At 70.3% G+C, this 21,912-nt stretch carries 18 protein-coding genes and 1 pseudogene; 2 read left to right on the forward strand and 17 right to left on the reverse strand.

Going from position 1 to position 21,912, the window contains the following annotated elements:
- Nucleotides 1-18 precede the first annotated feature (18 nt).
- From GZ67_RS0102305 to GZ67_RS0102335, 7 genes are all read right to left on the reverse strand, one after another.
- Nucleotides 19-1,203, reverse strand: a complete 1,185-nt coding sequence (locus tag GZ67_RS0102305) for a M20 metallopeptidase family protein (protein ID WP_029263025.1) — start codon at nucleotides 1,201-1,203, stop codon at nucleotides 19-21.
- Nucleotides 1,204-2,007, reverse strand: coding sequence for an ABC transporter ATP-binding protein (locus tag GZ67_RS0102310; protein WP_197021063.1), 804 nt, complete (start codon nucleotides 2,005-2,007; stop codon nucleotides 1,204-1,206).
- Nucleotides 2,004-3,929, reverse strand: coding sequence for a dipeptide/oligopeptide/nickel ABC transporter permease/ATP-binding protein (locus tag GZ67_RS0102315; RefSeq protein WP_029263027.1), 1,926 nt, complete (start codon nucleotides 3,927-3,929; stop codon nucleotides 2,004-2,006). The genes GZ67_RS0102310 and GZ67_RS0102315 overlap by 4 nt, the downstream gene beginning before the upstream one ends.
- Nucleotides 3,926-4,948: an ABC transporter permease gene (locus GZ67_RS0102320; RefSeq protein ID WP_081859849.1), complete on the reverse strand. Its 1,023-nt coding sequence runs from the start codon at nucleotides 4,946-4,948 to the stop codon at nucleotides 3,926-3,928. Before GZ67_RS0102320 ends, GZ67_RS0102315 begins: the two co-directional genes overlap by 4 nt.
- A gap of 4 nt (nucleotides 4,949-4,952) precedes the next feature.
- Nucleotides 4,953-6,527, reverse strand: a complete 1,575-nt coding sequence (locus tag GZ67_RS0102325; protein ID WP_029263029.1) for an ABC transporter substrate-binding protein — start codon at nucleotides 6,525-6,527, stop codon at nucleotides 4,953-4,955.
- A gap of 102 nt (nucleotides 6,528-6,629) precedes the next feature.
- Nucleotides 6,630-8,069 carry an aldehyde dehydrogenase family protein gene (locus GZ67_RS0102330; RefSeq protein ID WP_051662279.1) on the reverse strand — a complete coding sequence of 480 codons (1,440 nt, stop codon included), beginning with the start codon at nucleotides 8,067-8,069 and terminating at the stop codon, nucleotides 6,630-6,632.
- 1 nt (nucleotide 8,070) lies between these two features.
- Nucleotides 8,071-9,738, reverse strand: coding sequence for a thiamine pyrophosphate-dependent enzyme (locus GZ67_RS0102335; protein WP_036303820.1), 1,668 nt, complete (start codon nucleotides 9,736-9,738; stop codon nucleotides 8,071-8,073).
- A 159-nt stretch (nucleotides 9,739-9,897) separates the two neighbouring features.
- Here GZ67_RS0102335 and GZ67_RS0102340 point away from each other — a divergent pair, with 159 nt between their 5' ends.
- Complete coding sequence (locus GZ67_RS0102340) at nucleotides 9,898-10,626, forward strand: FadR/GntR family transcriptional regulator (protein WP_051662280.1); 729 nt, start codon at nucleotides 9,898-9,900, stop codon at nucleotides 10,624-10,626.
- Nucleotides 10,627-10,663: 37 nt separating this feature from the next.
- Here GZ67_RS0102340 and GZ67_RS0102345 read toward each other — a convergent pair whose 3' ends face one another.
- The 5 genes from GZ67_RS0102345 to GZ67_RS0102365 are packed head-to-tail and all read right to left on the reverse strand — an operon-like array spanning nucleotide 10,664 to nucleotide 15,751.
- Complete coding sequence (locus tag GZ67_RS0102345) at nucleotides 10,664-11,845, reverse strand: M20 metallopeptidase family protein (RefSeq protein ID WP_029263033.1); 1,182 nt, start codon at nucleotides 11,843-11,845, stop codon at nucleotides 10,664-10,666.
- Entirely contained in the window at nucleotides 11,842-13,023 is a 1,182-nt protein-coding gene (locus tag GZ67_RS0102350; protein ID WP_029263034.1) for an amidohydrolase, read from the reverse strand. The genes GZ67_RS0102345 and GZ67_RS0102350 overlap by 4 nt, the downstream gene beginning before the upstream one ends.
- Complete coding sequence (locus tag GZ67_RS0102355) at nucleotides 13,020-13,556, reverse strand: hypothetical protein (RefSeq protein ID WP_029263035.1); 537 nt, start codon at nucleotides 13,554-13,556, stop codon at nucleotides 13,020-13,022. Before GZ67_RS0102355 ends, GZ67_RS0102350 begins: the two co-directional genes overlap by 4 nt.
- Nucleotide 13,557: 1 nt before the next feature.
- Complete coding sequence (locus GZ67_RS0102360) at nucleotides 13,558-14,760, reverse strand: aromatic ring-hydroxylating dioxygenase subunit alpha (protein WP_051662281.1); 1,203 nt, start codon at nucleotides 14,758-14,760, stop codon at nucleotides 13,558-13,560.
- Between the two features lie 22 nt (nucleotides 14,761-14,782).
- Nucleotides 14,783-15,751, reverse strand: coding sequence for a PDR/VanB family oxidoreductase (locus GZ67_RS0102365; protein WP_231481673.1), 969 nt, complete (start codon nucleotides 15,749-15,751; stop codon nucleotides 14,783-14,785).
- Between the two features lie 147 nt (nucleotides 15,752-15,898).
- On the opposite strand from GZ67_RS0102365, the gene hisC reads away from it, so the two are divergent.
- Nucleotides 15,899-17,008: a histidinol-phosphate transaminase gene (hisC, locus tag GZ67_RS0102370; RefSeq protein WP_036303823.1), complete on the forward strand. Its 1,110-nt coding sequence runs from the start codon at nucleotides 15,899-15,901 to the stop codon at nucleotides 17,006-17,008.
- A gap of 24 nt (nucleotides 17,009-17,032) precedes the next feature.
- Here hisC and GZ67_RS0102375 read toward each other — a convergent pair whose 3' ends face one another.
- The 5 genes and pseudogenes from GZ67_RS0102375 to GZ67_RS0102395 form a co-directional block, all read right to left on the reverse strand.
- Nucleotides 17,033-18,079, reverse strand: coding sequence for a winged helix DNA-binding domain-containing protein (locus GZ67_RS0102375; RefSeq protein WP_029263039.1), 1,047 nt, complete (start codon nucleotides 18,077-18,079; stop codon nucleotides 17,033-17,035).
- A gap of 43 nt (nucleotides 18,080-18,122) precedes the next feature.
- Entirely contained in the window at nucleotides 18,123-19,571 is a 1,449-nt protein-coding gene (locus GZ67_RS0102380) for a glyceraldehyde-3-phosphate dehydrogenase (protein WP_029263040.1), read from the reverse strand.
- A 205-nt stretch (nucleotides 19,572-19,776) separates the two neighbouring features.
- Nucleotides 19,777-20,334: pseudogene (locus GZ67_RS0102385) on the reverse strand (SDR family oxidoreductase); the annotation flags it as partial.
- Between the two features lie 85 nt (nucleotides 20,335-20,419).
- A complete protein-coding gene (murQ, locus tag GZ67_RS0102390; RefSeq protein ID WP_029263042.1) occupies nucleotides 20,420-21,355 on the reverse strand; it encodes an N-acetylmuramic acid 6-phosphate etherase in 936 nt (311 codons plus the stop codon).
- The coding region (locus GZ67_RS0102395) for a BadF/BadG/BcrA/BcrD ATPase family protein (RefSeq protein WP_029273748.1) at nucleotides 21,345-21,912 on the reverse strand (568 nt) is incomplete at its 5' end. The genes GZ67_RS0102395 and murQ, both read right to left, overlap by 11 nt.

Here is a 21,912-nt window from a genome sequence, read left to right on the forward strand (position 1 = left end):
GTCCGACGAGGCTGCAGATCAGGCCGTGAGCGTCTCCAGCGCGAACGCCGCGAGCGCCGCGGCCTGATCGGCGAGGACCGCATCGTCGAACACGACCGTCGGAGAGTGGTTCGGAGACGCCGACTCGAGGTCGACCTCTGCCGGCGTCGCCCGCAAGAACAGGAAGGCCCCCGGCACCTGTTCGAGCACGAAGGAGAAGTCCTCCGATCCCATCACGGGGTGTGCGGTCTCCCACACGCACTCTTCGCCGAAGAGGCCCTGCAGCGTGGAGCGCACCCGCTCCACCGCGCGGGCATCGTTCACGGTGGGCGCGCACAGCACGCTCACATCGACCTGGGCCGTGCAGTCATGGGCGGCCGCGATCTCGCGGACGAGCACGGGGAGCTCCGCCTGCACGCGCGCACTCGACTCGTGCGACAGCACCCGCACCGAGGCGACGAGCGTGGCGGTGTCGGAGATGATGTTCCGGGCCGGTCCCCCGGCATGCAGCTGCGTGACGCTGAGGACGACCGGATCGAACACGTCGAAACGGCGGGTGACGAAGGTCTGCAGCGCGGTGACGAGTTCGGCGGCGACGGGCACGGGATCGCGGGTCAGGTGCGGGGCCGACGCATGGCCGCCGGCGCCCGTGACGGTGATCTCGACCTCGATCGCGCCGGCCATGAGCGCGCCGGGACGGGTCGAGAACACGCCGTACTCGCCGGGAACGACATGGATGCCGAAGGCCGCGACCGGCCGGGACGCGGTGGTCTCGAGGAGCCCCTCGGCGAGCATCCGCTTCGCGCCGTCGCCGAGCTCCTCGCCGGGCTGGAACATCAGCAGGACATCGCCGTGGAGCTCCTCGCGACGCCCCGCCAGCAGGTGCGCGGCTCCGACGAGACCGGCGACGTGCAGGTCATGCCCGCAGGCGTGCATCCGCTCCCCCGTCGCCGCGTAGTCGAGCCCCGTGTCCTCGACGAGCGGAAGCGCGTCCATGTCGGCACGCAGCAGCACGGTCGGTCCGGGATGCGCGCCGCGCACGACCGCGGCGATCGAGCTCAGGCCCTCACCGAGGACCACCTCGAGTCCGAGGGTCTCCAGCGCGTCGAGCACCCGTCGCTGGGTGCGCGGCAGCTCGAGACCCAGCTCGGGGTCGGCGTGGATGGCGCGGCGCAGGGCCACGAGCTCGGGCAGCAGGACCTGAGCGTCGTCGAGCAGGGTCATTCAGGATCCGATCGAGTGGAGGAGGCTGTCAGTGCCGGCGTTCTGGATGCGCGGGATGGCCGCCACGAGCGCCTGTGTGTAGGGATGCTGCGGGTTCGTGACGATCGCGTCGGCATCGCCGTGCTCGACGATCTCGCCGCTGCGCATCACGGCCGTGGTGTCGGCGATGTAGCGCACCGCGGCGAGGTTGTGGGTGATGAACAGCACCGAGAGCTCGAGCTCGCGCTGCAGGTCGCGCATCAGGTTGAGCACCGCGCCCTGCACCGAGGCGTCGAGGGCGGACGTGATCTCATCCGCGATGATCAGGCGCGGCTTCACCGCGAGGCAGCGGGCGATCGCGACGCGCTGCCGCATGCCGCCGGACAGGCTCGACGGATGCAACTCCGACACACCGGGCTTCAGCCGCACGAGTTCGAGCAGCTCCTTGACGCCGGCCGCACGAGCCTTGGCGTTGCCGGAGCCGTGGGTGGCCAGCGCCTCGTCCAGGGTCTCGCCCACCGACATGCGCGGGTTCAGCGACGAGTACGGATCCTGGAAGATCATCTGCACGTCTCGGGCGTGGGCCCGGCGATCACGGCGTCCGACCGCGAGGTCTTTGCCGTCGAGCAGGATCCGCCCCGACGTCGGCTTCTGAAGCCCCGCGACCGTGCGTGCGACCGTGGACTTGCCCGATCCGGATTCGCCCACCAGCCCCACCGTCGTGCCGTGCGGCACCGTGAGCGACACGTCGTCCACCGCATTCACGGCGTGGGGCCCGCGGCCGAATGTGACCACGAGGTTCTCGATGACGAGATCGGCCATCATGCACCCGCCTTCGCGAATTCGTCTTCGTGCACGCCCACGTCCTGCGGGTGCCAGCACGCCACGCGGCCGGAGCCGTGCGCGACGAGCTGAGGGGTCTCGGTGCGGCAGAGCTCGGTGGCGAACGCACAGCGCGGGGCGAACGCGCAGCCGACCACCGGCTGCGCGAGGTCCGGCGGCTCGCCGGGGATCGTCGCGAGCGGTGCCGTGCGGTCGGTGTCGAGATCCGGCAGCGACTCCGCCAGCGCGCGGGTGTACGGATGCGCCAGCCGTTCGGGTTCTGCAAGGTGGCGGACGTCGACGTCTTCGACGATGCGGCCGCCGTACATGACCAGGATGCGCTGGCAGAGCTCGGCCAACACCGCGATGTCGTGCGAGACGACGATCGCCGCTGCCCCGGTCTCCTCGCACTCGCGGCGGAGCAGGGCGAGCACCCGCTGCTGCACCGTGACGTCGAGCGCCGTGGTGGGCTCGTCGGCGATGATCAGCCGCGGCTTCCCGATCTGCGACATCGCGATGAGCGCACGCTGCCGCATGCCACCGGAGAACTCGTGCGGGAACTGCTTGGCCCGACGCGCCGGATCGGTGATCGACACGGCAGCCAGAGCGTCGACGGCCGCGGCATCCGCTTCCCGCCGCGTCGCCTTCTGGTGCACGCGCGGCACCTCGGCGAGCTGCGTGCCCACGCGGAGCGCCGGGTTCAGCGCGGTGAGCGAGTCCTGGAACACGACACCGACCCTCGTGCCGAGCTTCTTCGCCGCACGCTCGCTCGACAGTCCGGACAGCTCCTCTCCCGCGAAGGTGAGGCGCTGCGCGCTGACGGCGGCCCCGGCCGGAGCCAGCTGCGCGATCGCCATCATCGTGACGCTCTTGCCGCTGCCGGACTCGCCGACCACGCCGACGATCTCGCCGGGTGCGACGCGGAACGAGACGTCCTGCACGGGGCGCACCCAGCCGTGCTCACCGGGGAAGGAGACGCTGAGGCCCGCAACGTCCAGCAGCGGTTCCACGTCGTCCCTCCGCTCCTCGACGGCAGTGGTCGAGGAGACGCGGTCAGGATCGCCGAGCTCGCGGACGCTGAGCGTGCGGGTGCGCCCCCGGCCGCGCATGTGGGAGGCCAGCGCCTCGCCGAACATGCCGAACATGATTCCGGCGAGCACGACCATCACACCCGGCCCGACGATCGCGGACGGCTGGCTGTAGACCTGCTCGAAGCCCTCGCTGAGCAGGCGGCCCCAGTCGTACTCGGGCGGCTGCACGCCGACGCCGAGGAAGCTGAGGCTCGACAGGGCGAGGAGTCCCCCGCCGATCGAGATCGTGACGTTGACGATCACCGGCTCGGCGATGTTGGGGAGGATGTAGCGGGTGAACTGACGCGTCTTCGACACCCCGAGCAGGCGGGCCGCGGCCAGGTACTCCGAACCCCCGACGCGCGAGGAGAGGGTCTGTGCGAGGCGGGCGAACGAGGGGGTCATGGTCAGCGCGAGCGCGATCACGGCCGTCGTGGAGCCGGTGCCGAGCAGGATCACCGTGAGCATCGCCACCAGCAGCACCGGGAAGGCGAGCCAGGTGTTGATGACCGAGCCGAACATGCGCTGCACGCGCGGACCGGCGACGACCGGCAGCGCACCGAGGATCAGCCCGGCCACGGCACCCAGAGCGGTCGCGGTCAGCGCCATCACGAGCGACAGCCGCGTGGCCACGAGCGTGCGCAGCAGCAGGTCCCGCCCGAGTGCGTCGGTGCCGAGAGGGTGCTCGGCACTCGGCGGCTGGAGGAGGTCAGCGGGCGACGGGGTCTCGGCCTGCGTACCCCACAACATCGGGGCGAACACGGCGAGGAGGGCGAAGATCGCGATGAAGGTCAGCGAGATCAGCGCCATCGGGGACTGCAGCAGCCAGGAGCGCCGCCGGTGCGAGGAGGTCATGCGGTCTCCAGAATGGTCGTACGACGGTCGAGGATGGCGAGCACCACATCCACCAGCAGGTTCACGACGAGGATGATCGCCGCGTAGACGATCGCGAGCCCCTGCACGATGCCGTAGTCCTTGGTGATGATCGCCTGCACGAAGGCACTGCCCATGCCCGGCCAGTTGAAGACCCGCTCGACCAGGACGCTGCCGGCGATCATCGTCGCGAGCAGGGCGCCGCCGAGGGTCAGGGTGGCGGTGAGCATGTTCGGCAGGGCATGCCGGAAGTACACCATCGCGGCCGGGAGCCGCTTGGAGCGCGCGGTGCGGATGTAGTCGTCGCTGAGCACGTTGAGCGCCTCGACGCGGGCGATGCGCGACAGCGACGCCGACGCACCGAGTGCGAGCGCGAGGACGGGCAGGATGTACGACTGCGGGCCGCTGATGCCGGCGACCGGAAGGAGCGGGATCGTGATCGCGAACAGCGTCAGCAGTGCGACACCGATCAGGTACTCCGGCACGGCGGCGAAGAAGCCCGTCACCGAGGTGAAGGCGACCTCGACGGGGCGACGGCGGTTACCGGCGGTGAGGATCGCGATGGCGAGCCCGAGGGAGATCGCGATGAGGAGGATCACGACGAACGCGATGCCGGCGAGCTGCACGGTGGCGGGGAGCCGGTATTCCACCAGCTCGTTCACCGATCGTCCGGTGATCAGGGAGACGCCGAGATCACCGCGGAACACGATGCCCGTCAGATAGTTCCAGAACTGCACGATGAGCGGATCATCGAGCCCGAGCTGCGCCCGGCGCTCCGCCACCACGGATGCCGGTGCGGTCGGTCCGAGAGCCGCACGGACCGGGTCTCCCCCGGCGGCGCGGAGGACGACGAATGCCGCCGTCACGATCACGAACATCGCGATGAGCATCCGGCCGATGCGCCGGAGGAGGAAGGGGATCCAGCGGCCGCCGCCGTGGCGACCACCCCGAGGGGTGGCCACCACGACGGTCTTCGGCCGCGTCACGATCTGCGACGTCATCCTGTCACTCTGTCACGCGGATCGTGGTCGGAGCGAGGATGCTCTTCGACATGCCGAACTCCACACCGACACCGTAGAAAGTCGACGTCGACGAGTAGACGGGCAGCACCTCGAGGTTGCGGAACAGGGAGTCCTGAGCAGCCTGCCAGGCGTCACACGAGTCGGCTCCGGCCAGCGCCTGCGCCTCGCCCACCAGGTCGAAGTACTCCTGGTTGCTGTTGTAGGTCCAGTTACCGCCGTTGGGCGGGAACTCGCCGCCCAGGATGCCGGCCCAGTCGCTCGGGAGGCTCGTGAAGATCGGGGCCCACACGATGTCCCAGTCGCCGCCGGAGAAGATCACGTCGGTGTAGGACGCGGACGGGGTGGGCACAGCATCCACACCGATCTTCTTGAACTCGGTCTGCAGCAGTTCGATCGCGGCGGTGACGCCCTGGCTCTCGGATGCCGGGTAGAGCATCAGGATGGACAGCGGCTTGCCGTCCTTCGCGCGGATGCCGTCGGCACCCTCGACCCAGCCCGCGGCGTCGAGTGCGGCAGCAGCAGCATCCACGTCGTAGTCGGGGATGGCGCCGGAGCTGTCCATGGCGGTGCACGCGGCGCCGAATTCGGACACGAGTGTCGTGATCTGCTCGCCGCGACCGGCGGAGGCGACAGGCCCGACGGCTTCGCGGTCCACAGCCTGGGCGAGAGCTTCACGGACGGCGAGATCGTGGCCGACCCGGCCCTCCGCCTGGTTGAAGAAGATCAGTCCCGGGCGCAGCGGCACCTCGAGTTCTTTCGCGAACTCGGTCTTGTCGAGCCGGTCGCGCTCGCTGCCGCCGACCTCGGCGACGTTGGCCTCGCCGGTCTGGAGCATGTTGGCGGCGGTCGAATCGCTCTCGATGATCGAGACCTCCACCGTGCCGGGCAGCCCTGCCGTCTCGCTGGTCGTGTCGTCGGGACCCCAGGTGTAGTCGTCACGCAGCGTGAACGTGTACGACTGCCCCGGGGAGGACGCCTTCAACGCGTAGGCGCCGGTGCCGTGGAACTCGGTGTCGAGAACGGCCGGGTCGGCGAGACCGGACGCGCACACGATCGGCAGGGCGCCGATCGTCTCGGCGAGGAAGCTCTGGGCGTTCGCGCTGGTGAAGGTGACCGTGCGGGCATCGTCGTCCGCCTCGATCGTGAGGCCCTCGGCCGGGAAGTACACGCCCTTGTACGGCGAGCCCGTCTCGTCGGCCGCGGCGTACTCGAATGTGGACTTGACATCGGTCGCGGTCAACGGCGTGCCGTCGGCGCAGAGGATGCCGTCCTTGAGCGTGAACTCCACGCCGGTCGTGGTCGACTCCCACGAATCCGCGAGCAGCCCTCGGGGCTCCTCCCCGGTCGGGTAGAAGAGCAGCGACTCGTACCCGAACGTGGATACGGACTCACTCGCGTTCGTCGCGTTCGTGATCGGGTTGAGCGTTCCGGGATCCGATTGCACGGCGATCTTGATCGTCTGTGCTTCTCCTCCCCCGGGCTCCGCCGTACCGGCGCAGCCGGACAGGGCGAGGGCCGTCACGCCGACGGCGGCCGCGGCGACAATGCTGCGTCTCATGGTGTCCTCTCTCACGGGTTCCGCACGGTGCGGGTCAACCCAATTGAATGTTATGAATTACTCTTTATTGGCTCGTGTCGCCGGTGTTTCGGGTATGTAACTTCACGAGCGATCGTCGATGAGGGCAGCGGCGCCCATCACCGACTTGAGCTCGAGGAACTCCTCGAACCCGTGGACACCGCACTCCCGACCGACGCCCGACTGCTTGTATCCGCCGAAGGGCGCACCGACATCGAGGCCTGCGCCGTTGATGCCGACGGTCCCGGTGCGCATGCGCAGAGCGATGTCGAGGGCGCGTCGAGGGTCGCTCGACCACACGCCGCCCGACAGTCCGTAGACGCTGTCGTTCGCCAGGTCGACAGCCTCATCGACCGTGCCGTAGGGGGTGATCGTGAGCACCGGACCGAAGACCTCCTCGTGGAAGATCCGCATGTCCGGCGTCACATCGGTGAAGATCGTGGGCTGCACGTAGGCGCCGCCTGCCGTCGGTTCGACGATATCGAGACCGCCGGTCAGCACCTGCGCGCCCTCGTCGATCGCCGTGGCGATGTGCGCGCGGACGCGGTCGCGCTGCAGAGCGGAGGCCAGGGGTCCGGTCGCGGTCCCCTCCTCGCGCGGATCCCCGGGGGCCCAGCCTGCGGCGACCTCGAGCGCGGCATTCTGCCAGGCATCCCGCATGCTCTCGGGCACCAGGACGCGGGTCTGCGCGGCGCAGGTCTGGCCGGCATTCGCGAAGCACGAGGCGAGCACTCCCCGCACCGATTCGTCGAGCGGTGCGTCGTCGAGCACGATCGCGGCGGACTTGCCGCCCAGCTCGAGAGCGACCTTCTTGATGGTCGCCGCCGCGGCGCGAGCCACCTGCTCCCCCACCTGGCGTGAGCCGGTGAAGGTGACCATGTCGACGCCCGGGTGGGCGACGAGGGGCGAGCCGACTCCTGCGCCGTCGCCGTGCACGATGTTCACGACACCGCCCGGCAATCCGATCTCGCGGAGGATGTCCCCGATGATCGCGGCGTTGAGAGGGGCGACCTCGCTGGGCTTGAGCACCACCGTGCAGCCCGCGAGAAGGGCGGCGCCGACCTTGAGCACGATCTGGTGCAGCGGGAAGTTCCACGGGGTGATCGCGGCGACGACGCCGACCGGCTCCGAGACGACGAGGGAGTTCGACACCGCCTCCCGCTCGACGTGCGCGCGGGCAGCATCGGCGAGCATGTTCAGGTCGGCGATCGCGACCCCGACCTGAGCGGAACGCGCGAACGCGATCGGCGAGCCCATCTCGGCGCTGAGGGTCGCGGCGAGAAGCTCACGGTGGCGCGCCAACCCCTCGGCGAGCGCCTCTACGTAAGCAATCCGCTGCGCCATCGGCGTCGTGGACCAGCTGCCGAACGCGTCCGCGGCCGCGGCCACCGCGCGATCGACGTCCGCGGGGCCGCCTGCGACGACGGCGCCGATGACGGTGCCGTCGGCCGGGCTGACGACATCGATCGCCCTGAGGCCATCGACATCTTCCCTGATGCCTGCGATGTCGTGCCCGATGGTCATGTCAGACCCCTGCCCGCTGCACGAGGTGCGCGTCGGGCGCGAGCGGCACGGGACGCGGGACGCCCTCATGGATGAGGTGCCACGGCGAGGGGAACTCCCCCACCGGCACGTCGATGAGGATCGGCTCGTTCGCGGGGACCGCATCGGCGAGCACACCCGCCAGTTCCTGCGGCGTGTACGCCCGCGCGGAGCGGATGCCGTACGCGTCGGCCAGCTTGCCGTAGTCGGGGTTCGTCAGGTCGCTGGCGAAGTAGCGCGCGCCGTAGCGGTTCTTCTGGATGCGGCGCACGTTCCCGTAGAACCCGTCGTGGAAGACGATCGTCACCAGTCCGAGGCCGTAGCGCTTCGCCGTCGACAGCTCCTGCAGCGTCCAGGAGAATCCGCCGTCGCCGTTGACCGAGACCACCGAGCGGGCCGGATCCGCGGCCTTCACGCCCAGAGCCGTCGCGAAGCCGTAGCCCAGCGTGCCCTGGTAACCGGGGCCGATGTAGGTGCGCGGCTGATACGCGGGGTAGCAGGCACTGGCCGCGTAGCCGACCTGGGTGAACTCGCTCACGAAGACACCATCCTCGGGCAGCGCGCCGCGGATCGCCGCGAGGTACTCGCGCTGCGGGGCGATGTCGTCGAACTGCTCGGCGAGCCAGGAGCGGACGCGGACGAACTCGCTCTCTCTGGAGTCCCGCTGCGGGGACCCCACCTCGGCGGCGAGCGCGGCGAGCGCCAGCCGGGCGTCGGCGTGGAGGGTCTGCACAGCGGCGCGCGGGCCGCCGAGGTCCGCCTCTTCCGCGTTCACGAGGATCACCGGTGCACCATGGGTGTCCACCTGGGTTCCGAAGGTGGAGACGAAGCGGGTTCCGACCGCCAGTACGAGATCGGCGTCCTCACGGAAGGCGCGGAGCGCGAGCGAGTCGAACGCGAGGCGGTGCCGGGCGTCGAGCGCTCCCCGGCCGTTCTCGGTCATCAGCACGGGAATCTCCAGTGCCTCGGCGAGCGCCTGCAGCGCGACGGACGCGTTCGAGGCGAGCACTCCACCGCCGACGACGATCATCGGGCGCTGAGCCGCGAGGAGCCGGGCCGCCACGTCGCGGATCTGCTGCTCGTCGGGAACGAGCGGGGCGTCGGCGACCATCTCGGCCGCCGCCATGCGCGAGGTGGCGGCGAGCACGTCCGGCGGCACCTCGATCGCGACGGGACGCGGGCGGCCGCTGCGCAGCTGCACGAAGGCCTCGCGCACGAGTCCGGGGATCTCGTCGGCGGAGCGGGCGATGCCGGTCCACTTGGTGAGCCGTTCGAGGATGCCCGTCTGGTCCGGGATCTCATGCAGGGCGCCGAGTCCGCGGCCGATGGCCTTCGAATCGATCTGTCCGGCGATGAGCAGCATCGGCGAGTTCGCGGAGTAGCCCGTCGCCACACCGGAGAGGGCGTTGAGCACTCCCGGGCCGGGAACGACCATGGCGACACCGACGTCTCCGGTGCTGCGCGCATACCCGTCGGCCATGTAGGTCGTTGCCTGCTCGTTGCGAGCGCAGATGAAGTCGACCTGGTCGGCGCGGGCATGGAGGGCGTCTGCGGCGGCATCGAGCTGAACGCCCGGAATGCCGAAGATCCGTGAGACTCCCTGGTTGATGAGGGAGTCGGCGAGCAGATCGCCACCGGTGTGGTCGGTCATCTGTTTCCTCTCGTGAGCAGCATTGCGTGATTGACTGTATTAGATACATTCAATTACTGCAAATAGGAGAATCGCCCTGAGCCGCCGCTCCCCGGCGGCGGGGCGTCCCTAGGATGTGAGAGATCCGCTGCACAACACTGCCCCGACCGAAGGATTCCCGTGGCCAGCACCCAGGATGACGCGCGCACCTTCCAGCGTGTCGCGCCCGCACAGTCCGTCGCCGACCGGGTCGTGACCGAGGTCGAAGCGATGATCAAGTCCGAGGGCCTCGCCCCCGGCCACCGCATCGGCACGCGACAGGACCTGTGCGAGCAGTTCGGCGTCGCGCCGGCCACACTCGGCGAAGCGCTGCGCGTGCTGCGCGCCCGCGGCTCCGTCGACCTGCGCCCGGGCCCGGGCGGCGGCATCTTCGTCGCCGACCAGTCGCCGCTCATCCGCCTCGCCCACAGCGTGCTCCGTCTGCGCCAGACCGGCGCTCCGGTCAACGACGTGATCAAGGTGCTCGATGCGCTCGACGAGGCGGTCATGCATGACGCCGTCCTGAACCGCACCGATGCGGACATCGCCGACCTCGACGCGGTCATGTCCGACCTCGCCGACCACTGGCACGACCCGATCGAGGGGCTGCACGGCAACTGGCGGCTGCATCGCCGCATCGCCGAGATCTCGCCGAACGCGGTGCTGCGGACGTTCTACCTCAACCTCGTCGACTACATCGAGGGCGAGACCGCCGGCGCGGCGGATGAGGACGCACTGGCCGTCCCCGGATTCCGCCAGGACACGGACGAGCGCCTGCACATCCACGAGGCACTCATCGATGCGATCCGCAGCAGCGACGTCGAGGCCGGGCGCAAGGCCGTGCTGGACCACCGCACGCTCGGCCGCTGACCGCGGTCTCGGCACCGCGACCGAACGGCGCCCGCGCCTAGCGGGACACGTGCCGGAGAGCGAGCGCGGCCAGCGCCGCGGCCTGATCGCCGAGCACCGCATCGTCGAAGACCGCGTGCGGTGAATGGTTCATCGGGATGTCGTCCGGATCGACGTGCGGCGGCGTGGCACAGAGGAACAGGAACGTCCCGGGAACCTCGCGGAGCACGAACGAGAAGTCCTCCGAGGCCATCCACGGCACGGCGAGCTCTTCGACCCGCTCGTCGCCGAACTCCTCGCGCAGCACCGCCGTCGCCGCCGCGGTCTCCGGGGCCGTGTTGACGGTCACCGGATAGCCGATGATCACCTCGACATCGGCCGTGCACCCGTGCGCGTCCGCGATGCGCTCGATGAGGGGCGGAAGTTCCGCCTTGGCCTGTGCGATCGAGGCCTCGGACAGCGTGCGCAGCGTCGCGGCGAGCCCGGCCTGCTCGGGGATCACGTTCACGACCTCGCTCGCGAACAGCTTCGTCACCGAGAGCACCACGGGGTCGAACACGTCGACGCGCCGGGTGACCCAACTCTGCAGCGCCAGCACGATCTCGGCGACCGCGGGCACCGGATCGACCGCCTGATGCGGGCGGGAGCCGTGGCCGCCCCGGCCGTGCACGCTGACCTTCAGCACGTTCGCACCGGCCATGATCGTGCCCGGTTTGAGTTGGAACGTGCCGCACTCCCCCGGACCGACATGGATGCCATATGCCGCTTCGACCCTCGCGCCTGACGCCTCGAGCACGCCGTCGCGGATCATCAGCGGCGCGCCTCCGCCGGCCTCCTCGCCCGGCTGGAACATGAAGACGACGGACCCCGCGATGCTCTCCCGCCGTGCCGCCAGAAGCCGGGCGGCGCCGACGAGTCCGGCCACATGGAGGTCATGACCGCACGCGTGCATGGCGCCGTTGGAGGACGCGTACTCGAGCCCGGTCTCCTCGACGATCGCCAGCGCGTCCATGTCGCCCCGCAGCAGCACCGACGGGCCGTCCCCCGCCCCGCGCAGCACCGCGGTGACCGAGCTCAGGTCGGTGCCGGTCGTGATCTCGAGGCCGAGGTCGGCGAGTTCTGCGAGCACGACGGCCTGCGTCTGCGGCAGGTCGAAACCGACCTCGGGGATGCGGTGCAGGCGGCGTCGCAGATCGACCAGCTCGGGCAGCAGGCGGGCGGCATCGTCGCGCAGCGTCACAAGTTCTCCTTCTTCGTGGTGTAGACGGTCCGTCCGTCGATGAGCACCTCCCGCACGGTCGAGGCGACGTCGAGCGGGTCTCCGGTCCACAGAACCACATCCGCGTCGCGGCCGACCTCCAGCGCACCGACGCGGTCGCCGATGCCGGCGATGTCGGCCGCGGCGGAGGTCATGGCGGCGATGGCGGTCTCGCGGGGAAGGCCGGCACGCACGGCGACGGCAGCCTGCAGAGCGAGGAGCCCGATGGGAACCACCGGATGATCGGTGGTCAGGGCGACGCGCACTCCCGCCGCGGCGAGGGTCGCGAGGTTCGCAGGATCGGCCTCGCGCACCTCGATCTTGGATCGGCTCGACAGGATGGGGCCGAAGATGACGGGCACATCGCGCTCCGCGAGCACGTCGGCGAGCTTGTGGGCCTCGGTTCCGTGGTTGAGCACGAGACGCAGCCCGAACTCCTCGGCGATGCGCAGCGCCGTCGCGATGTCGTCGTGCCGATGCGCGTGCTGCTCCCAGGAGAGCGCGCCGTCGAGGGCCTCGGTGAGCGCCTGCTTTCCCAGGTCGACCGCGAACGGTGTGCCCTCGGCGCGGGCGCGATCCCGCCGTTCGGCGTAGTCGCGCGCATCCAGGAGCGCCTGCCGGATGACGAGCGCGATGCCGAGACGGGTCGACGGCAGCTGCTTGCGCTCCCCATAGGCCTGCTTCGGATTCTCGCCGAGCGCCGACTTCATGCCGAGCGCCGCGCGGATGACCTGCTCGTCGACCGAGCGTCCACCGGCGGTCTTGATCGCCACGCTCTGCCCGCCGATCGGATTCCCCGATCCCGGTTTCACGACGACCGCCGTGATGCCGCCTGCCAACGCGTCGGCGAACGCCATATCCTCGATGTTGATCGCGTCGATCGCCCGCACGCCGGCGGTCACGGGCGACGACACCTCGCTGCCGTCGAAGCCCGCGGGGCCGTTGGCTTCTTCGTGCACGCCGATGTGGCTGTGCGGGTCGATGAGTCCGGGCAGGACCCAGCATCCCGTCGCATCGATCACCCGCGCACCGTCCGGCACCGCGATGCCGACACCGACCGCCTCGATGCGGCCGCCCGCCACGAGCACCGTGCCGCCGTCGAGCTCCTCACCGAGGCCGGTGACCACGCGTCCGCCGACGATCGCGACGTCAGCGCTCATCCCTGCTCCTCGCTCGTGTGCATCGTGTTCCCTCCCGTGCGCCGTTCGACGAGCGCGCGCGTCCGTGTCAGCAGATCATCGAGATCGAGGCTCAGGATGCCGGCAGCGGGGTCGACCCGCACGACGATCCCGTCCTCGCACTCCGGCGGCTCTCCGCTGAGATCCACGAGAGGATCGTCGACCCAGACCCACGGCAGACCATCGGCATAGCGGCGGATGTGCGCGAGCTTGTCGAACTGCACGGGCAAGAAGGGCCAGGGCTCCTCCGGCAACTCGAGCGGCCCGCGGAACGCCGTGTGCGCGTTGTGTCCCCACTCGGATGCCCAGACGATGTCGAAGTGCTCGGCCAGCTCGTGCAGGCGTCGGGCCGCCGAGTCCGGGATGGCGACGTCGCGAACCCACCGGCCCCAGGCGGAGAGGTGGTGCATGCTCACCGGGACCGAGGGCTCGCCCTCGATCACGAACACGTCGCTGATCCCGAGCACGAGGACCGGGCGGTCTCCGCGCGGCGGTCGCGCCGTGTACTTCGCCATGTCAGTCGTCCACCGCGTCGGCGAGCAGCGGCGCGTCTGCGGCACCCTCGAAGTAGTTGCCGCCCTCGATGCGCACCAGCCGCTCCGCCTCATCGAAGCTCACGCCCACCGGGTCGTCGCCGGCTGCGACCGCGCGGTGCTGCTTGGCCATCATCCGCCGGATCATCGCGATGCCCTGATCGGTGGTCGTGAGGTGATCCTCGGAGTGCAGCGAGATGGCACCCTGCGACTTCTGCGCCTCGTAGTCACCGGGCAGGCGCTGATGCTCGAGGTCGGTGAGCTCCTTCCACGGCTTGCCCTCGTGCGTGGAGCGGAGCTTCGCGAGGAAGTCGGGATCGGCATCGCGCGCCACGGTGAAGATGCGGAAGTTCGTGTCATCCATCGGCACGACCCAGCCGATCATGTTCGTCTGCCCCGAGCTGAGCTTCGGGCTGGCCACGACCCGCAGGTTCGGGAAGATGACCTCGGTGACGCGGCGCAGCTGACGACCGTCGCCGAGCTCGCGCATCTGGATGCTGCGCACGCCGAGCGGCGTGTACTCGTAGCTGACCTCGGGGATGAGCGCCATCTCGGGAGTGAACTGGTTGCCGCTGAAGCGCGCGTGCAGGATCGGCACGTGGAACGGGTCCATCACGTTCTCCCAGTGCTGCAGCCAGTTGAAGTCGAGCTGGGCTGGTCCGCCGCCGCCCACGCCCTGGTCGTTGACGATCAGCTGCTCGTCGTCGGCGAGCTCCTCGAGGGTGTCGTAGCGCGGAAGCACGGGCTTCTTCTCGGGCGGGCCCAGGTACGCCCAGATCAGGCCGTACTGCTCCTCGACCGGATACCAGGGCTGGCGCACACGATCGCGGTGCAGGCCCAGTTCGGGCTCGCACGGCTGCTCGAGGCAGTGCCCCTCGGTGTCGAACACCCACCCGTGGTAGCAGCAGCGGATGCCCTCCTCTTCGACGCCGCCGTAGAACAACGAGGCGCCGCGATGGATGCACCGCGGGTGCAGCAGGCCGGCCTTGCCCTTGCGGGTGCGGAAGAGCACGAGCTCCTCGCCCAGCACCCGCAGCGAGATCGGGCGCGTCGTCGCATCCTCGACCTTCGCGACCGGGTGCCAGTAGCGGCGAAGCACCTCGCCGTAGGGGGTGCCGGGGCCGACCTGGGCGAGCTCGTTGAGCGGCTGCCCGAGGCGTAGGCCGTATGCGGTTCCGGTGTCCATGTTCGCTCCGTTCGTGCGGGGGTCAGATGTCGAGGACGAGACGCTCGCCGAGAGAGCGGGACACGCAGATCATCATCGCCTCGTTGCTCTCGCGCTCGTCGGGGGTGAGGATCGAGTCCCGGTGCTCGGGGGCGCCGTCGATCACGGTCGTCTCGCAGGTGCCGCAGACGCCCTCGAGGCAGGAACTCGGCACCCCGATCCCGGCGTTCTCGAGCATCTCGAGGATGCTGCAGCCGCGGTCGACCGTGACGACGAGGTCGGACCTGGCCGCCACGACCTCGAAGGTGTCGGCGCCCTGCGACTCGCCGAACGTCTTCGGCTGGAAGCGCTCGAGGTGCAGCGCGCCGTGCGGCCAGTCGAGGCTGAGTTGCTCGAGGGCATCCAGCATGCGTTCGGGGCCGCACGCGTACACGGCGGTCCCAGCGGAGGGGACGCCGATCCACGCGGCGAGGTCGAGTCGCTCGTCGGCGTCGCCACGGACCAGGAGCGTCTCGCCCCCGGCCAGCTGGGGGTGGCGGAGGAACGCCATCCGTTCCTCCGTCGAGCCGAGATACGCCAGGCGCCACGGGATCCCGCGGCGGACGGCCTCGGACAGCATCGGCAGGATCGGCGTGATGCCGATGCCGCCCGCGACGAACACGTACTCCGTTGCGGGGGCGAGCGCGAAGTGGTTGATCGGGGCGGAGACGGTCACGAGTTCGCCGACCCGGAGACTCTGGTGCACATAGCGGGAGCCGCCGCGACTCGGGCTCTCGGCCAGGATCGCGACGCGCCAGGCAGTGCGGTCGGCGGGGTCGGAGCACAGCGAGTACTGGCGCTCCACTCCGTTCGCGAAGCGGAGGTCGATGTGCGCACCGGGCTCCCACGCGGGCAGGGGCGCACCCGTCGGGTCGTCGAGCTCGAGGGACAGCACGTCCCGCGCCTCCCACCGCATCGCCCGCACGCGCAGGGCGAGCGGCGCTTCCGGGGAATCCACCGCAGACTGGGGCACCGTCGCTCCGCTCCTTCCGTCCTTCCGGCCGCACCGACCGAATTGACCACATTCGATATATTCAATTGCGATAGTATGGATGATGCCCGGCACTGTCAAACGGACGGACGGGTGCCGCACGAGCGGATGATGAGAGAGGCGGAACGGATGTCGGAGCTGAGACTGCGGGAGGACCTGGACGCGATCCCCGGATACACGCCGGGAAAGGCCGCGCCGCAGGCGGAGACCACCGGGCCGGTCTTCAAGGTGTCGTCGAACGAGAACCCCTATCCCCCGCTCCCGTCGGTGACCGTTGCCATCGCCGACCGGCTCGCGCACATCAACCGCTACCCCGAGACCGCGGCGACGGCCCTCACCGCGGTGCTATGTGAGCGGTTCGGCGTCGAGCCGGTGAACGTCGTGCTCGGCAGCGGATCGGTCGAGGTCGTGTCGCAGCTGATGCGCGCGACGGCCGGTGAGGGCGATGAGGTCCTGTTCGCCTGGCGGTCGTTCGAGGCGTATCCGATGCTCGCTCGCGCGGCCGGAGCCGTGCCCGTCATGGTCCCCCTCACGGACGACCACCGGCACGACCTCGACGCGATGCGGGCGGCCATCACCGACCGCACGCGCCTGATCCTGGTGTGCAACCCCAACAATCCGACCGGGACCACCATCGGCGACGCCGAGCTCGATCGATTCCTCGCCCAGGTCCCGCCGCACATCGTCGTCGTGATCGACGAGGCGTACGTGCAGTTCAACGACCGCGACGACTCCCCCGTCGGCATCGAGTGCTTCCGCCGCTACCCGAACGTCGCCGTCGCGCACACCTTCTCGAAGGCCTACGGCCTGGCCGGCATGCGCATCGGGTACGCGATCGCCCCCGAGCAGTTGGGCATCGCGCTGCGCAAGGTCGCCATCCCGTTCGGCGTGACCGACCTGGCGCAGACGGCCGCGATCGCCTCCCTCGCCGCCGAGGACGAGCTCGAGGCCAGGGTCGCCGAGCTCGTCGTCGAGCGGGAGCGCGTCGTCGCCGCCTTCACCACCGCCGGCCTCGCGCTTCCCGAGAGCAAGGGCAACTTCGTCTGGCTTCCCCTCGGTGATGCCACGGCCGCTGCCGCCGAGCTGTTGGAACGTCACGGCCTGCTCGTGCGGCCGTTCCCGGGCGAAGGGCTCCGGGCGACCGTCGCCGAGCCCGAGGCCAACGAACGGCTCATCGCGCTGGCACCCGAGATCGCCGCACTCGTCGCCCCCGCGGAGGCTGTGCTCGCCTCGCGGTGACCGTTTTCTTCGCCGGCGACGCGCTCAGTCGCCGGCGAAGTGCGCGAATCGCGCCAGCGCGGCCTCCACGGCTGCCGGTTCGGCGGGTTCCGCGAACAGCTCCGGCGGCGCGTCGCGGGTCGCGCTCGCGTGCGTCCAGCATCCGATGACGCGTCCCTGCTCGATGAGCGTGGCGCGCACCATGCCGTTCTTGCCCGGGCCGACGGTGGCCAGGTGCTCGGGCGCGCACACGGTCGTGCGGTCGGCGTAGGAGATGTAGTACTCGTCGAAAGCGGGGAGGGCGTGGACCGTCGTCGCGTCCGTCGCGCGCCGCGGACGCTGGAGCGACACGAACAGCCCTTCGTCCACCTCGTCGACCCGCCCTGCCGCGCGCTCGACCGCCTCGCGTGACTGTCCGAGCGTGAGTCCCGACCACCACGCGAAGTCGGCGACGCCCGCCGGTCCGTGCCCGTCGATGTAGCGCACGAACAGCTCGGCGAGTGGGTCTGCCGGGCGGGTGTGCTCGCGGATGTGCTCCTCGGCCAGCACGAACCGCTGGTCTCTGGTGATGCCCGCCCGCGCGGCGACCGGCCCCTGGCAGATGAGGCCGTCGACCGTGAGGGTGAAGAGCAGATGGATGCCGCGCTGCCCCGTCGGGTCGATGCCGACGCCCTCGAGGATCTCGAACACCTCGGCGCGGGTGCGGCCACCGTCGCGCAGCTGCGGCGTCAGCGCGCGCACCGCCGTCGCGACCATGCTGTCGTCGATGCCCAGCTGACGGTGACGGGAGACCGCCTGCTGCCGCTGTCGGGCGGCGGTGACCTCGAGCATCCAGCCCAGGTCGCGTGCCGGCACGGTGTGCAGCGTGCCGCGCATGGTCCACGCCCGCACGAGGTCGCCGCGGTCGAACGCACGGTCGACGTCGCGCAGACGCACCGGCCCGCGGGTACGCGCGGCGAGCGCCCAGCGCCCCGCGGTGAAGTCCTGGCTCTGCACCGCGAGCATGTGGTGCGCGGCATCCGTCACCGTGCGCGCCGGCGCGCTCAGCCGATGCGATCGGAGACGCTCGGTGAGCAGGGTCGCGGTCTTCATGCCCCCATCATGCCGGGCGCCACCGACGCGGCGCAGGAGACGCTCAGCCCTGCAGCGTCACTTCGCGGCGCTCGGGCAGCACGATCGGGTGCGACCCCGCCATGACCTCGAGCACGCGGATCACCTGGCACGAGTAGCCGAACTCGTTGTCGTACCAGACGTAGAGGATCAGGGTGTCCTCGTCGGCGATCGTGGCGAGGCCGTCGACGATGCCGGCGCGGTGCGAGCCGACGAAGTCGGTGGAGACGACGTCGGGGCTCTCGACGTAGTCGATCTGCTGGCGCAGCTTGGAGTGCAGCGAGACGCGGCGCAGGTAGTCGTTGACCTGCTCCTTGGTGGCCGGGCGCTCGATGGTGAGGTGCAGCACCGCGAGCGACACATCGGGCGTGGGCACACGGATCGAGCTGCCGGTGAGCTTGCCCTCCAGCTGCGGGAGCGCCTTGGCGACGGCCTTCGCGGCTCCGGTCTCGGTGATGACCATGTTGAGCACCGCCGAGCGACCGCGGCGGTCGCCCTTGTGGAAGTTGTCGATCAGGTTCTGGTCGTTCGTGAACGAGTGCACGGTCTCGACATGCCCCTTGACGACGCCGTACGCCTCGTCGATCGCCGCCAGCACCGGGGTGATGGCGTTCGTGGTGCAGGAGGCCGCGGAGAGGATGCGGTCGGAGGCGGCGATCGTCTCGTCGTTGATGCCGTGCACGATGTTCTTGAGCGGGCTCTTTCCCGGTGCGGTGAGCAGCACGCGCGCGACGCCCGTCGAGCGCAGGTGCTGGGAGAGGCCTTCCTCGTCGCGCCAGCGTCCGGTGTTGTCGACGACGATCGCGTCGTGGATTCCGTGGGCGGTGTAGTCGATGGATGCCGGGTCGTCGGAGTAGATCACCTGGATGCGGGTGCCGTTCGCGATGATCTGCTTGGCCTCCTCGTCGACGGTGACGGAGCCGGCGAAGCGGCCGTGCACCGAATCGCGCAGCAGCAGAGAGGCGCGCTTGGCGAGGTCGTTCTCCGCCCCGCGGCGGACGACGATGGCGCGCAGCCGCAGTCCGCTGCCGCCGCCGGTGTGGGCGATGAGGATGCGGGCGAGCAGGCGACCGATGCGCCCGAAGCCGTAGAGCACCACGTCGGTGGGCTCGGCGGCGACGGCCCCCATGGCGGGTGCGAGTTCCTCGGCGAGGTAGTCGTCCAGAGGCCGGCCGCTCTCGGCGTGCCCCGCGACCAGGCGCGCGACGTCGAGCGACGAGGCGCCGGGAGCGAGGGCGTGGATCGCCTCGAGCACGGCGAGCGTGTCTTCGATCGGGAGCCGCTCGTGCCCGAGTTGGGCGACGCGCTCGTGCACCTCGACCAGTCCCGTCGCCGAGAGCCCGAGCAGTCGGTGCCCGTGCAGCGAGGTGACCACATCGTGTTCGCGTCGAAGCGCCCCGATGAGCGGGATCATCCGCTCCGCCAGCTCTTCGCTCTCAGCCCAGTCGTCGCGGTGTGCCGCGGAATCGTTCATCTGCGTCCTTGCATGTGTGAGCGCGCGCCGAGATCGCCGGCGCGCGAATGTGCCGGGTGGATCGGGGGATGCCACCAGCGTACAAGCCGCGAGATGGCGAGCCGAATCGGTGGCGCGCACCGGCTTCGGATCGCCGGCGGTCTCCCCTCGTCCTGGAGATCCGCACCCCGCCACGCTCGGTCAGTACTGCGCCGAGAACGCCCCGTCCGAGTCGCCCGAGCGGCGTCATCCCGGCCAGTTCCGTGCGCGTCTCGTCGTCCATCCAGCCGGTGTCGATGGGTCCGGGGTTCAGCACGTTCGCCGAGATGCCCCGCGGACCGAGCTCGCGGGCAGCCGAGATGACCAACCGGTCGAGAGCGCCCTTGGATGCGCCGTAGGGGAGGTTTCCGGTCACGTGGTCGCTGGTGAGGGCGAGGATCGCTCCCCCGTCGTCGCCGACCTGTCGCGCGAACGCCGCGATCAGCAGCAGGCTCGCCCGTGCGTTCACGGCGACGTGCAGGTCGAAGCTCTCGGCCGTGGTGTCGAGGATGCCGGATTGCACGTCGTGCGCATGGCTGAGGATGAGCGCGGAGATCGGACCGTGCGCCGCCACCACCTCGGCGATCAGGGCCTCCGGTCCACCCGCGGTCGACAGGTCAGCGGGGTGGTCGGCGTCGCGGAGGTCGCTGGTCACGACGGTCCATCCGGCCGCGCGCAGGCGGGGAACGATGCCGGCGGCGATGCTGTTCGCGCGCGCGGCGCCGGTGATCAGGGCGAGGGGCATCCGGCCACGCTACCGGACCGACTCCCGGGCTCGGCGCGGCCCGCGCAGGGGCCGAGGCACGTCACGACGGCACCGGCCACTCCCCTCAGGCGAGAGCGGCGATCGCGTCGCGGAGCACCCCGTCGGCCTCATCGAGCGCGGATGCCGCGGCCTGCGGTGTGGCGTCGACCGCCAGCATCAGCAGGGCGCGCTTGACCGAGCCGTCCGCCCCCTGCAGCGCGGCGGCCGCGACGTCGATGTCGACGCCGGCGAGCTGCGACACGGTACGGATGGAGCGCGCGTGGAGCTTCTCGTTCGTGGCGAGGAGATCGACCATCACCCCGCGGTAGGTCTTGCCGAGCTTGATCATCGACAGGGTCGTGAGCATGTTCACGACGAGCTTCTGCGCGGTGCCGGCCTTGAGGCGCGTCGATCCGGAGATGAACTCCGGTCCGGTCACGACCTCGATGGCGACCTCCGCGGCGGCACCGATCTCGGAGTCCGCGTTCGAGGCGATCGCCGCCGTGAACGCGCCGACGCTGCGGGCGTAGTTCAGCCCGCCGACGACATACGGCGTCCGGCCGGAAGCCGAGATGCCGACCACCGTGTCGTCGGCCGAGAGTCCGAGTTCACGCAGGGATCCACCTGCCGCCTCCGCGTCGTCCTCCGCATTCTCCACGGCCGAGCGGATCGCGATCTCGCCGCCGGCGATCAGCCCGACCACCATCGAGGGGTCCGTGCCGAAGGTGGGCGGGCACTCGCTGGCATCCAGCACGCCGATGCGGCCGGCCGTGCCGGCCCCGATGTAGATGAGCCGACCGCCGCGCCGGAACCGCTCCGTGATCGCGTCGACGACCGCCGCGATCTCGTCCGCCCGTTCGGCGACCGCCTCGGGGACCCGCCGGTCCTCGTCGTTCATCCGATGCACGAGCTCGGTCGTGCTCAACAGGTCGAGATCCCCGCGCTCGGTCGTGGACGCCTCGGTGCCGAGGCCTTCCAGTACGGAGAGGAGGGAGGCGAGGCGGGAATCGTCATTCGGCACGGTGGACGAACCTTTCGTGAGGGAGATCGGTGCGGCGTGCGATCAGCAGCGCGCCGTCGAGGGCGTCGCCGGCGGCGGGGATCACCCGGCGTCCGGCAGCGTGCAGCGAGGAGATGAGGCTGTCACGGAACCAGGCGTGATCCGTGAGGCCGCCGTGCAGTGCGATGTCGCGAGTCAGTGACGAGGCGGCGACGGCCGTGGCGGTGAGCAGGCGGATACCTTCCGTCGCGATCCGGTGGGCGACGTCGTCACCGGTCTCCGCGGCGTCGAGCACGAGAGGCGCCAGGGAGCCGAGACGCCGAGCGACCGATCCCTCCTCGGCGAGCCAGGTGACCACGTCGTCGGCAGGAAGGATGCTCGCGGCGACTGTTTCACTCAGTCGCGTATCGGGTCCGAGCCCGGCGGTCGCCCGCTGCACGGCCCTGGCCGCTTCGCGGCCGAGCCAGGATCCGCTGCCGAGGTCGCCGATGTCGGGCCCCCAGCCGTCGATCAGACGGATGCCGTCCGCGTCGGCGCCGAGTGCCGCAGCGCCGGTGCCCGCGATCAGCAGCACTCCG

The organism is Microbacterium sp. Cr-K20 (assembly GCF_000708325.1).
GTDB lineage: Bacteria > Actinomycetota > Actinomycetes > Actinomycetales > Microbacteriaceae > Microbacterium.

Coding starts and splice junctions, on each gene's coding strand:
- GZ67_RS0102350 (WP_029263034.1), bottom strand. CDS start 13,023: ATGAGCGCTGACGTCGCGATCGTCGGCGGACGCGTGGTCACCGGCCTC.
- GZ67_RS0102355 (WP_029263035.1), bottom strand. CDS start 13,556: ATGGCGAAGTACACGGCGCGACCGCCGCGCGGAGACCGCCCGGTCCTC.
- GZ67_RS0102325 (WP_029263029.1), bottom strand. CDS start 6,527: ATGAGACGCAGCATTGTCGCCGCGGCCGCCGTCGGCGTGACGGCCCTC.
- GZ67_RS0102375 (WP_029263039.1), bottom strand. CDS start 18,079: ATGAAGACCGCGACCCTGCTCACCGAGCGTCTCCGATCGCATCGGCTG.
- GZ67_RS0102380 (WP_029263040.1), bottom strand. CDS start 19,571: ATGAACGATTCCGCGGCACACCGCGACGACTGGGCTGAGAGCGAAGAG.
- GZ67_RS0102360 (WP_051662281.1), bottom strand. CDS start 14,760: ATGGACACCGGAACCGCATACGGCCTACGCCTCGGGCAGCCGCTCAAC.
- GZ67_RS0102305 (WP_029263025.1), bottom strand. CDS start 1,203: ATGACCCTGCTCGACGACGCTCAGGTCCTGCTGCCCGAGCTCGTGGCC.
- GZ67_RS0102330 (WP_051662279.1), bottom strand. CDS start 8,069: ATGACCATCGGGCACGACATCGCAGGCATCAGGGAAGATGTCGATGGC.
- GZ67_RS0102315 (WP_029263027.1), bottom strand. CDS start 3,929: ATGACCTCCTCGCACCGGCGGCGCTCCTGGCTGCTGCAGTCCCCGATG.
- GZ67_RS0102320 (WP_081859849.1), bottom strand. CDS start 4,948: ATGACGTCGCAGATCGTGACGCGGCCGAAGACCGTCGTGGTGGCCACC.
- hisC (WP_036303823.1), top strand. CDS start 15,899: ATGTCGGAGCTGAGACTGCGGGAGGACCTGGACGCGATCCCCGGATAC.
- GZ67_RS0102310 (WP_197021063.1), bottom strand. CDS start 2,007: ATGATGGCCGATCTCGTCATCGAGAACCTCGTGGTCACATTCGGCCGC.
- GZ67_RS0102335 (WP_036303820.1), bottom strand. CDS start 9,738: ATGACCGACCACACCGGTGGCGATCTGCTCGCCGACTCCCTCATCAAC.